Below are 12543 nucleotides of genomic sequence, written 5' to 3'. Positions count from 1 at the left end.
AACATTATACCTGTAACCAGAATGTCACAGGACCATCGTTGACCAGTGAGACTTTCATGTCCGCCGCAAAGCATCCTCGCTCGGTTGGCAGCACATCTTCACATAAGTCAGAAAAGTAATTATATAAACGCTCAGCGTCTTGTGGGTGAGCGCCACGAGAGAACCCCGCTCTCGTCCCTTTTTTTGTATCGGCTGGCAGAGTGAACTGAGAAACAACCAGTACGCTGCCTCCTACATCTTTCACACTTAAATTCATTTTGCCAGCTTGGTCTTCAAATACTCGGTAAGAGGTCACGCGCTCCATCAAACGCTTCGCTTTCGCTTCGTCATCTTCGCGTTCAACACCTAGCAACACCAATAAACCTTTTTCAATTTCACCGACTACTTCACCGTCGACGCGTACTGCAGCTTCACTTACTCTTTGAATCAACGCTATCACTGGAATTCTCTTCCTTGTTACTCTTTGAAAGGGAACTCGAGTTTATCATGTCTTCTTCCTCACTCCAGCACTCACGCTCACCCAAAGCCGCAGTCACTTCTGCACCAATCAAGACAATGACCCAGCACAGATATATCCAGACGAAGAGTATCGGTATCGCTGCCAGAGCACCGTAGATAAGCTGATATGAAGGGAAGTGAGTAATATAGGCCGCAAAGGCTTTCTTACTCAGCTCAAAGAGAACGGCCGCCACCAGCGCTCCAGCAAGAGAATGATAAATATAGACCTTTTTATTCGGAACCAGTAAATACAAACCAGAAAAAGCGAAAAAAGAAAGCAAAAAAGGAAGCCAGCGCAAAAACAGGTTGTAGACGCCAACCAACGCCTCGCTATCAATGATTTTCAAAGAAGTGATATATGATGTCACCGCAATGCTCGCACCCAATAGCAGAGGTCCCAGCGTCAAAATCATCCAATACATAGAAAAAGAAAAAACGACACGTCGCTTATTTCTCACCCGCCATATGTAGTTCAAGTTTTTATCGATGTTGGAAATCAGCATTAAGGCAGCAACAAACAAAAACACACTACCCACGGCAGTCATTTTTGCGGTATTGGCAATGAACTCGGATAACGCAGTTCTTACCGCCAAACCTGCGGCGGGAACAAAGTGTTCAATCACAAAATCTTGCAAGACTTCACCCACATTAGAAAAGATCTCAAAAGACGACATAATTGCGAGTGAAACAGTGAACATTGGCACAATAGAGAGCAAAGTGATGTACGCCAGATACCCCGCGTTAACATTGACTCGGTCATGTTTGACTCTCAAAAGCAGATAACGGCTAAACGCAAAGGTCTGCTTAGCTAAGTTCTGTAAGTTCAACATTCTCTCCTAGAGGTGGGTATCACATCACCTGTTCATTTTAATCGATGATGTAAGAATTTGCTTAACCCATTGATTCATTATTAATTTGACAAGGTATTCTTACATACAAAACAGCAAAAACAAAAAGCCCCGAACTGTCACAGTTCAGGGCTTTTTTAAACGTTAGCAAAGAGTGGTTAATTAACCACGAGCAGCACGTTTACGATCGTTTTCAGTCAGGTGACGTTTACGAATACGGATGCTTTCTGGTGTTACTTCTACTAGCTCGTCATCATCAATGAACTCAAGCGCTTGCTCTAGCGTGTACTTGATAGCTGGAGTAAGAACCTGTGCTTCATCAGTACCTGATGCACGAACGTTCGTTAGCTGTTTACCTTTCAGACAGTTTACTGTCAGGTCATTTGAACGGTTGTGAATACCGATTACCTGACCTTCGTACACTTCATCTGCGTGCTCAGTAAATAGACGACCACGTTCTTGTAGGTTGAACAGTGCGTAAGTCAGAGCTTTACCAGTTGCGTTAGAAATCAATACGCCGTTTACACGTTGACCAATGTCGCCGCCTTTGTGTGGAGCGTAGTGATCGAATGTATGGTAAAGAAGGCCAGAACCAGAAGTCAGAGTCAGGAACTCAGTCTGGAAACCGATCAAACCACGAGAAGGCATAACGAAGTCTAGACGAACACGACCTTTTCCATCTGGAGACATATCTTTCAGCTCGCCTTTACGCATGCCGATTTTCTCCATGATGCCGCCTTGGTGTTCTTCCAGTACGTCAATCGTTACTGTTTCAAACGGTTCCATTAGCTGGCCGTCTTCTTCTCTCAAAATTACTTCTGGACGAGATACTGCAAGCTCGAAGCCTTCACGACGCATGTTCTCGATCAGAATTGAAAGGTGAAGTTCACCACGACCTGATACACGGAATTTATCTGGATCGTCAGTTTGTTCTACACGCAGTGCTACGTTGTGTACCAACTCTTTCTCTAGACGTTCAAGGATGTTACGTGAAGTCACGAACTTACCTTCTTTACCCGCAAACGGAGAAGTGTTTACTTGGAAAGTCATAGTAACTGTTGGTTCATCAACACTTAGTGGTGGTAGAGCTTCCACTGCGTTCACGTCACAAATAGTGTCAGAGATTTTCAGTTCGCCAAGACCAGTAATCGCAACGATATCACCCGCAGTCGCTTGTTCAGTATCAGAACGTTGTAGACCTAAGTAACCAAGTACTGTACCTACTTTGCCGTTACGTTTCTTACCATCAGCACTGATAACTGTCACTTGTTGGTTTGGTTTTACGGTACCGCGAGTTACGCGACCAACACCGATAACACCTACGTATGAGCTGTAATCAAGCTGAGAAATTTGCATTTGAAGTGGACCTTCAAGGTCTACTTGAGGCGGTTCAACGTTATCAACGATAGCTTGGAACAATGGTTCCATGTTTTCGCCAGTCTCACCTTCTTCCAAAGTAGCCCAACCGTTTAGTGCTGATGCATAAACCACTTGGAAATCTAACTGTTCGTCAGTTGCACCTAAGTTGTCGAATAAGTCGAATACTTGGTCCATAACCCAATCAGGGCGAGCACCCGGACGGTCAATTTTGTTAATAACTACGATTGGCTTCAAGCCATGAGCAAATGCTTTTTGTGTAACGAAGCGAGTCTGTGGCATCGGGCCATCAACTGCGTCAACGATCAGACATACACAGTCAACCATAGACATGATACGTTCAACTTCGCCACCGAAGTCTGCGTGTCCTGGAGTATCTACGATGTTGATACGGTAGTCGTTCCAGTTAATTGCAGTGTTCTTAGCTAGAATCGTGATACCACGTTCTTTTTCGATGTCATTCGAGTCCATGACTCGCTCTTCGATGTCACCGCGAGACTCTAACGTACCCGATTGTTGCAGTAGTTTATCGACAAGGGTAGTTTTACCGTGGTCAACGTGCGCGATGATCGCGATATTTCTTAATTTATCAATTTGTGGAGTAGCCATGGATTTTGCTTCACTTATATACACAAAATGGCCCGTCTCTACAGGATATAAAGACGTAGCCTTAATTTGGTTCAAAAAACGGGCAATAATGTACCAGATTTTGGCGAAAAACCTAGGAATATGTGATCCATCACGCTGATTTTCGCTCTATAGAGCCTAGTCGTTAATCTGATTTTAAACAAACAGTGACAAATTAAAGTTAATTACACTTAAAAAATTGAGTGAATCATTGTGTGAATAGTGTACGCTTTGATAGAAATTGGTGCACCGCACTCGAGGTCGCACTAATTTGGTTCATTAAAGGATCTTTTTGGTGCATCGACAAGCACCAAAAAAAACATAATGCAAGTAATGCATTGATTTATATAAGCTAAAATGTTTGGCACGAATATCGCAAGCATGTGACCAACATCGATTAAGATGGGTTTAAGCACTGATTGATGCAAGAAACTAATTTTGATTCGAGCCCAAATCGCTTTATTAACACTGGAGGTTATCCGAGATGTCAGTAGAAAACGTACTATCGCTGATTCAAGAAAACGAAGTTAAGTTTGTGGACCTACGTTTCACAGATACAAAAGGTAAAGAGCAACACATTTCGATCCCTGCTCACCAAATTGATGCAGACTTCTTCGAAGAAGGTAAAATGTTCGATGGTTCATCAGTTGCTGGCTGGAAAGGTATTAATGAATCTGACATGGTAATGATGCCTGACGCAGCATCTGCTGTGCTAGACCCATTCACAGAAGAATCAACACTGAACATCCGTTGTGACATCTTAGAGCCTGCAACAATGCAAGGTTACGACCGTGACCCTCGTTCTATCGCTAAACGCGCAGAAGACTACATGCGTTCAACTGGTATCGCAGATACTGTTCTTATTGGTCCAGAGCCAGAATTCTTCCTATTTGACGATGTTAAGTTCTCAACTGACATGTCTGGTTCTTTCTTCAAGATCGATGACGTTGAAGCTGCATGGAACACTGGTTCTGACTACGAAGATGGTAACAAAGGTCACCGTCCAGGCGTTAAAGGTGGTTACTTCCCAGTAGCTCCTGTAGATTCATCTCAAGATATCCGTTCTGCTATGTGTCTAATCATGGAAGAAATGGGTCTTGTTGTTGAAGCTCACCACCACGAAGTTGCAACTGCGGGTCAAAACGAAATCGCAACTCGTTTCAACACGCTAACAGCAAAAGCTGATGAAATCCAAATCTACAAGTACGTTGTTCACAACGTGGCACACGCATTCGGTAAAACAGCGACTTTCATGCCTAAACCACTCGTTGGCGACAACGGTTCTGGTATGCACGTTCACCAATCTCTAGCGAAAGACGGTGTTAACCTATTCGCTGGCGACAAGTACGGCGGCCTATCTGAAACTGCTCTTTACTACATCGGCGGTATCATTAAACACGCTCGTGCAATTAACGCATTTGCTAACCCATCAACTAACTCGTACAAGCGTCTTGTACCTGGCTTTGAAGCTCCTGTTATGCTTGCATATTCTGCACGTAACCGTTCTGCTTCTATCCGTATCCCAGTGGTACCAAGCCCTAAAGCACGCCGTATTGAAGTTCGTTTCGGTGATCCAGCAGCTAACCCATACCTAGCGTTTGCAGCAATGCTAATGGCTGGTCTTGACGGTATCAAGAACAAGATCCACCCAGGCGAAGCTATGGATAAAGACTTGTACGACCTACCTGCAGAAGAAGCAGCTGAAATCCCAACAGTTGCAGAGTCTCTACAAGGTGCACTAGCTGAACTAAGCGCAGACCGTGAGTTCCTAACTTCAGGTGGCGTATTCTCTGATGACTTCATCGATTCATACATCGCTCTGAAATCACAAGACGTACAACGTGTAAACATGTCTACTCACCCACTAGAGTTCGAATTGTACTACTCTGTATAAGTTTAGCTTTAGCTATATATTAGGCTCGCCTCGCAGGCGGGCCTTTTTTCTATTCTCAGATACGAATTTCTCATTAGCATAACCAGCACTATTTCGTTCTAATTCGTATCGGAGATCACATTGAAAAACGTTCTGTTTTTATTCTGTCTGCTGGGCATCGTTGACTCATCAACAAGCAAAGAGATCTACATTTGGTTAGACGATAAGGGTATACAGCATTTCAGTGATACCCCAGCACCAAACGCGACAACTCTTTCAATAGAGAGTTTCGACGGTTCCAAAAACAGCAAGTCATCAACCGATGTTAAACAGCCAAAACCTCAAAGCATTGCTAAAGCGCTAACACCTAAAGTTAACATTCTCTCGCCCAGTGATGGTGAAACCATTCGCAGCAATGAAGGCAACATAAACATCCAGATAGGCTTAAACAGAGAACTTTCAGAGTCCGAACAGCTACAATTGTTGATGAATGGACAGCTCTTTGGTGAACCAAGCACCAAAACGGTGTGGCAACTAAAAAACATTGAGAGAGGTACTCATCGCTTTTCAATTCAAATAGTTGGAAGCGGCAAGGTTATTGCATCTAGCTCTATAGTAACGGTGTATCTTCATCGGGCGTCCGTGAATTAGATGGTAACCTGCTAATTAGCCTGATATCACAAAGAGTTTTTCTTTTTCTTTGCATACCGTTGCGCCATACTTGACATTTTAATGCACCAAAAAAGTGCATTGCATTATATTGGAACACGGACAAGGAAGAAACTGTGAGTGCAGAACTGAGTCACACCATTTTAAACAACGTCGTAACGGCCACTTTAATGTTGGATGAATTGTTGTGCGTTCGTTATGCAAATCCAGCAGCCGAGCAACTGTTTTCTCAAAGTGCCAAACGCATTACCAACCAGCCACTTTCAAAGTTGATTCAACATGCCTCAATGGATTTAGCATTACTGACACAGCCATTGCAAAGCGGACAGAGTATTACTGACAGCGATGTGACATTTGTCGTCGATGGTAAGCCGCTAATGCTTGAAGTGACGGTAAGTCCTATGTCTTGGGATAAAGATTTGTATTTATTGGTTGAGATGCGACGTATAGGCCAACAAAGACGCTTAACTCAAGAACTCAACCAACATGCCCAACAACAAGCAGCAAAATTGCTGGTTCGCGGGTTGGCTCATGAAATTAAAAATCCGCTAGGAGGATTGCGAGGCGCAGCACAGCTTTTAGAGCGAATGTTGCCCGATCAAAGCCTTACGGAATACACCCAAATCATTATTGAACAAGCTGATCGCTTAAGGGCTTTGGTTGACCGTTTACTGGGTCCGCAAAAACCGGGAAAAAAGAAATCGGAAAACCTGCACCTTATTTTGGAAAAAGTGCGTCAACTTGTTGAGCTCGAAGGTGGACCTGAACTGGTCATTGAACGCGACTACGATCCGAGCTTACCTGACATCGTGATGGACACGGATCAAATAGAGCAAGCTTTACTCAATATCGTCAGCAACGCTGCGCAGATCTTATCTAATCAAAAACATCAACAGATCACGCTGCGCACCAGAACCGTCCATCAAGCAACCATTCAAGGCCAGCGACATAAGTTAGTGGCCAGAATTGAGATTACAGACAACGGTCCGGGCATTCCCATGGAATTGCAAGATACCTTGTTCTACCCGATGGTCAGTGGGCGCGAAGGCGGAACTGGCCTAGGGTTATCAATCTCTCAAAATCTGATCGACCAGCACAATGGAAAAATCGAAGTAGAAAGCTGGCCAGGCAGAACCACATTCACCATTTATTTACCTATTTAGACACATTAGTCACAAGATTTGCTGCTAAGGAATTAAAACTATGAGTAAAGGATACGTATGGGTTGTCGATGACGACAGTTCTATCCGCTGGGTTATGGAGAAAACTCTTTCATCAGCCAATATCAAATGTGAAACCTTTTCTGATGCCGAAAGCGTTTTAATGGCATTAGAACGAGAAACGCCTGATGTGTTAGTTTCCGATATTCGTATGCCTGGGATTGACGGTATCGAATTGCTTAACCAAGTCCACTCACGTTCACCAGAGCTGCCTGTGATCATCATGACCGCTCACTCTGATTTGGATGCTGCGGTTAACGCCTATCAAAAAGGTGCGTTTGAATACTTACCTAAACCGTTTGATGTAGATGAGACTCTTACTTTGGTTGAGCGTGCAATTGCTCACGGCCAAGAGCAACGTAAGGAACAATCAAAACAACAGGATCAACCCTATGATTCACCTGAAATCATTGGTGAAGCACCGGCTATGCAAGAAGTGTTTCGCGCCATTGGTCGTTTGTCCCGCTCTTCCATCTCAGTATTGATAAACGGTGAATCCGGTACAGGTAAGGAGCTAGTAGCCCATGCTCTTCATCGTCACAGTCCTCGCGCTCAAAAACCGTTTATCGCACTTAACATGGCAGCGATTCCCAAAGATCTGATTGAGTCAGAGCTATTTGGACATGAAAAAGGCGCCTTTACTGGAGCAAATAATGTGCGCCAAGGTCGCTTTGAGCAAGCAAACGGAGGCACACTATTCCTTGATGAAATCGGGGATATGCCACTCGATATTCAGACTCGATTATTGCGAGTATTGGCTGATGGTCAGTTCTACCGTGTCGGTGGACACTCAGCGATTAAGGTTGACGTTCGTATCGTAGCGGCAACTCACCAGAACCTAGAGAAACTGGTTCACCAAGGTAAGTTTCGAGAAGACTTGTTCCATCGTTTGAATGTAATACGTATTCAAATTCCATCTTTACGTGAGCGACGTCAAGATATCGAAAAGCTCACTCAACATTTCCTCGCTCTTGCCGCTAAAGAATTAGGTGTCGAGATGAAAACTCTTCATCCTAAAGCTGTAGAAATCCTTAACCGTCTAGATTGGCCGGGTAACGTTCGTCAACTAGAAAACATGTGCCGTTGGTTAACGGTCATGGCAAGTGGTTCAGAGGTTCTGCCAAGTGATCTTCCATCAGAATTGATTTCAGAGAAGAAAAGTGTCGATTTTGAAAATGACACCAGTTGGCAAAAGCAGCTGGAGTCTTGGGCTAAATCAGCACTGGCATCGGGAGAAACGGAAATTCTTTCGTACGCATTACCTGAATTCGAACGTATACTTCTAGAAGCAGCACTGCATCATACGAATGGTCATAAACAAGATGCTGCAAAAGTACTAGGCTGGGGTCGTAACACGCTTACAAGGAAACTCAAAGAGCTGTACTGATTTTCTTTTATCAGGCATTTAATGAATTTTTTCCAGTAAGCATAGGGATAGTGCTTTATAAAGATCAGGGATATGCCTTTTAAAAAGAAAATCAAATTAAAAACCGCTGTATTGCTACCGTTCGTGATCATTTTCTCGGTCACGTTCGGTGTCATTGCTTTTGTACAAAAAGCCAACTACGAACAAATGGTTCAGGATATCAGTAGCAAACAACTGACCTACCTGACCAATAATGTCGAGCAGCGCCTCTACAATTTTCTCGAAGAACCTTTTTTAGCCAACTTAAGCTTGAGCCACAACCTTGGCTTCCATCATCTTTATCAAAAAGGTAATACGCAAGAAATAGAGGATTTCTTCAGATTTAATTTCTCAAATCTTTACAAATCTATCCCTCAATTAGATGTGATCGGATTTGGTGGTATCAACGCAGAGTATGTCGGGTTTCGCAAAGAGATAGATCATAGCTACACCTTGATGGTTCAAGACAGACGAACCAAAAATAAATTAGTTATTTATCAAAACGATACTATTAGCAAAGATATCCGCTCAGTGATAGAAAACTATGATCCTCGCGTACGTCCTTGGTATGCGCCTGTCGCTAAAAATCCTAAACCAATGTGGTCTTCGATTTATACCAACGCCGATGAAAGACAAGAAATTACACTTTCTTCATTAAGTCCCGTTTTTCAAGACCAACAATTTGTTGGTGTATCCGTCACAGATGTAAAAATCGATACGTTCAATGCTTTTTTACGTGAAATGAAGCTGAAAACTGGAGCCGATATCTACATATTTGATGACGAACATCGATTAATTGCTCATTCAAGTGCTGGCGGTGTGGTTTCATGGGGAACCAGCTTATCACCGAAAGGAACACGCCTTCTGGCGACTGAAAACGCCAGCCCAGTCATTAAAGCCAGTGCTGAAAGCTTCAAACAGCTTACTCTACCTTCAGATATTACGACTAATAACTTCATCACCTATGTAAAGAACGATAGATATTTCAACAAAGTAACACCTTTTGAAGACGAGTTTGGACTGCACTGGTTCATTGGTGTCTCCATTTCTGAGCCAAAGCTCTTGGGTGAGGTCCCTTACAATCAACGTAATGCTTGGTATATCGGTCTATTAATCAGCATGTTGGGTATCGGTATTGGTTACATTGCTTTTAATCGAATTACCGCACCAATTACATCAACGGCGGCAGCAGCCCAACATTTGGCTCGTGGAGATTGGGCAAGCCCAATGCCAAAATCTGGCAATATTTATGAAACTAGCTTACTGGTTCACGCGTTTAGTGAAATGGCCAACAACCTGAAAGCATCATTTAAAGCACTGCGAACCCAGTTGGTGTATGACTCACTAACTAAGCTTTATAGCCGAGAGGGTTTAGTTGAAAGTTGCAGTAACCTAAAAAAACTCAATGGTTGTTTGTTCCTTATTGGTATTGATAAATTCAGGGATATCAACGATAGCTTGGGTCATCAGTTGGCAGACCAACTGCTTATCGCTATCGCACAGCGGCTGAAAAACATTTACGCGTCCGACGCCTATATCGCACGAATTGGCGGTGATGAATTTGCACTATATCTCCCTCTCGTACAAGATGATCAGGAAATTCAAGACGAAGCAAATCGTATTCTGCAATTATTTGCAACACCTTACTCAATGCCAAACGAGCCTATAGCCGTTAACGTATCTATAGGCATAGTGCATAACTCTGACTCATCGAACATGACCGTTTGGCTGAGAAATGGCAGCATTGCTTTAAGTAACGCCAAATCAGATTCGACCCGAATCAGTTACTACGCACCAGAAATGGCAGGTATATCTCGCAAGAGAACTCAGATGGTTACTCTACTTAAAGTTGCTATCGAGAAGCATGAATTTGTTCCGTTCTATCAGCCAATCGTTGACCTAAACAGTGGTGAAGTTCTAGGAGCAGAAGCTCTGGCTCGTTGGATTTCACCTGAACTTGGTTTAGTACCACCAATCGAATTCATTCCTGTTGCTGAAGAGAGTGGGTTAATCAACACCATTGGTGAACAAATTCTCCTCCAAGCCTGTATCGACACAGTAAAAGGAATTGAAGAAGGTAAGTGGGCATGTGATTTTCGTATGCACGTCAATTTATCTGTCAGCCAGCTTTCCAGTTACCTCTTCTTACCACAACTTGAAGAAATACTGCGAATCACTCAGTTAAGGCCAAGTAATCTGGCGCTAGAGATTACGGAATCGAAAATAGTGGATAACGACCCTATCATTTTGAACAACATGCTTGCGTTGAAGAAATTGGGGATACATATCGCTATTGACGATTTTGGTACTGGCTATAGTTCGTTATCTTACTTACATAAGCTGCCTTTCGATTGCTTAAAGATAGATAGAGCCTTTGTTACACAGCTCAATCAGGATCATCTTGAAGAAAGTATCGTTGCTGCCATTATCAACATGATGAAAGGCTTTAAAGTACAACTTGTCGCGGAAGGGATAGAAACGCAGGAGCAAGTCGATTTGCTTCATCAACTAAACTGCCCGCAAGGCCAAGGTTTTCTATTCAGTAAACCAATCCCATACCAAGAATGGCCAACAAACTTAGTTAACATGAGGAAAAAAACAGCAAATTAGGTTCATTTTGCCTCGATCAGTTACTGACAGGTGCCACATTGGTTCTTATACTTCTTCCCAGATAACAATGGGGATAGATAATGATAACCAAGAACTTACCATTAACGGATTTACACCGTCATTTAGATGGCAATATACGCACTCAAACTATCCTAGATCTAGGCACAAAGTTTGGTGTGAAATTACCAGCGAACAACATTATCGAGTTAACACCTCATGTGCAGATAGTAGAAGCAGAACCCTCATTGGTCGCATTCCTATCAAAACTCGATTGGGGTGTAGCGGTATTAGGCGATTTAGATGCGTGCAGACGCGTAGCCTATGAAAACGTAGAAGATGCGCTGAACGCTCAGATTGACTACGCTGAACTTCGCTTCTCCCCTTATTACATGGCGATGAAGCACAACTTACCGGTTGAAGGTGTCGTAGAAGCAGTTGTCGACGGCGTTAAAGCTGGTATTCGCGACTTTGGTGTTAAGGCTAACCTTATCGGCATAATGAGTCGTACATTTGGCACAGAGGCCTGCCAGCAAGAACTCAACGCAATATTATCTCAACGAGATAATATTGTTGCTGTTGACCTTGCTGGGGACGAGCTGGGTCAACCAGGTGAGCTTTTCACTAGCCACTTTAAGCAAGTTCGCGACTCAGGTTTAAGTATCACTGTTCACGCTGGTGAAGCGGCTGGTCCAGAAAGTATGTGGCAGGCAATCCAAGATCTCGGAGCGACACGTATTGGTCACGGCGTAAAAGCAATTCAAGATCCTAAGCTGATGGACTATCTCGCTGAGCATAAGATCGGCATTGAGTCTTGCTTAACGTCCAACATTCAGACAAGTACAGTAGAAAGCTTGCGCAACCACCCTCTCAAACAGTTCTTAGAACATGGTGTGCTCGCTTGTCTGAATACCGATGACCCAGCAGTAGAAGGCATCGAACTACCACACGAGTATGAAGTCGCAGCCCCTCAAGCCGGACTGTCACAAGAACAAATCCGCCAAGCTCAGATAAACGGATTAGAGCTGGCATTTTTGTCTGACTCAGAAAAAGAAACACTTAAGCTGAAAGCCTCAAAAAGAGCTTAAACGTAATACGTTAAAAGCCGATGCATCTGCATCGGCTTTTTTATATCTGTTTTTTGAGATGGGGAAACATTTGAAAAGTGGGATCAAAAGGATACAAAGAATTCGGTCGATATGGACTAGCCCTGATAAAACGATGCCTTCAAACGTAACAAGCTCGTCATTCCTCAAAAGACCCTACCGTAACGTAAACACCTTCTTGGTACATCACCAGTGTGACAGACCGGATTTCTTCTAAACCAAGTGCAACCCACTGAAATACCGCTTCGCATTAATTACTTTTCTTCAGACGCAAAAAAGCCCCGTCATTTCTGACGAGGCTTTCAAATAGTGG

Annotated in this window: 9 protein-coding genes; 6 read left to right on the top strand and 3 right to left on the bottom strand. The window is 43.4% G+C overall.

All coding sequences use genetic code 11. The annotated features are described in order from the left end of the window. Positions 1-4 precede the first annotated feature (4 nt). From dtd to typA, 3 genes are all read right to left on the bottom strand, one after another. Positions 5-439 carry a D-aminoacyl-tRNA deacylase gene (gene dtd, locus HUO09_RS14680; RefSeq protein WP_167412898.1) on the bottom strand — a complete coding sequence of 145 codons (435 nt, stop codon included), beginning with the start codon at positions 437-439 and terminating at the stop codon, positions 5-7. After that, complete coding sequence (locus tag HUO09_RS14675) at positions 411-1328, bottom strand: virulence factor BrkB family protein (RefSeq protein ID WP_188234446.1); 918 nt, start codon at positions 1326-1328, stop codon at positions 411-413. Before HUO09_RS14675 ends, dtd begins: the two co-directional genes overlap by 29 nt. A gap of 180 nt (positions 1329-1508) precedes the next feature. Further along, on the bottom strand, positions 1509-3332 hold the full coding sequence (typA, locus tag HUO09_RS14670) for a translational GTPase TypA (RefSeq protein WP_167412897.1): 1824 nt from the start codon (positions 3330-3332) through the stop codon (positions 1509-1511). A 502-nt stretch (positions 3333-3834) separates the two neighbouring features. Here typA and glnA point away from each other — a divergent pair. From glnA to add, 6 genes are all read left to right on the top strand, one after another. Beyond that, entirely contained in the window at positions 3835-5244 is a 1410-nt protein-coding gene (gene glnA, locus HUO09_RS14665) for a glutamate--ammonia ligase (protein WP_167412896.1), read from the top strand. A 120-nt stretch (positions 5245-5364) separates the two neighbouring features. Then, entirely contained in the window at positions 5365-5874 is a 510-nt protein-coding gene (locus tag HUO09_RS14660; RefSeq protein WP_175579766.1) for a DUF4124 domain-containing protein, read from the top strand. Positions 5875-6008: 134 nt separating this feature from the next. Then, positions 6009-7055, top strand: a complete 1047-nt coding sequence (glnL, locus tag HUO09_RS14655) for a nitrogen regulation protein NR(II) (protein WP_167412895.1) — start codon at positions 6009-6011, stop codon at positions 7053-7055. Between the two features lie 40 nt (positions 7056-7095). Next, the gene (gene glnG, locus HUO09_RS14650; RefSeq protein ID WP_167412894.1) at positions 7096-8499 is read left to right on the top strand and encodes a nitrogen regulation protein NR(I); all 1404 of its coding nucleotides are present in this window, start codon (positions 7096-7098) and stop codon (positions 8497-8499) included. 72 nt (positions 8500-8571) lie between these two features. Further along, entirely contained in the window at positions 8572-11127 is a 2556-nt protein-coding gene (locus HUO09_RS14645) for a GGDEF and EAL domain-containing protein (protein ID WP_188234445.1), read from the top strand. An 80-nt stretch (positions 11128-11207) separates the two neighbouring features. After that, positions 11208-12212, top strand: a complete 1005-nt coding sequence (gene add, locus HUO09_RS14640) for an adenosine deaminase (RefSeq protein ID WP_188234444.1) — start codon at positions 11208-11210, stop codon at positions 12210-12212. The last annotated feature ends 331 nt before the right edge of the window (positions 12213-12543 follow it).

The sequence above is a fragment of the Vibrio sp. Y2-5 genome (assembly GCF_014596725.1).
In the GTDB taxonomy this organism is placed as follows: Bacteria; Pseudomonadota; Gammaproteobacteria; order Enterobacterales; family Vibrionaceae; genus Vibrio.
Note: the sequence above shows the minus strand (reverse complement) of the source record. Positions and strands in the feature narration are given on the sequence as shown.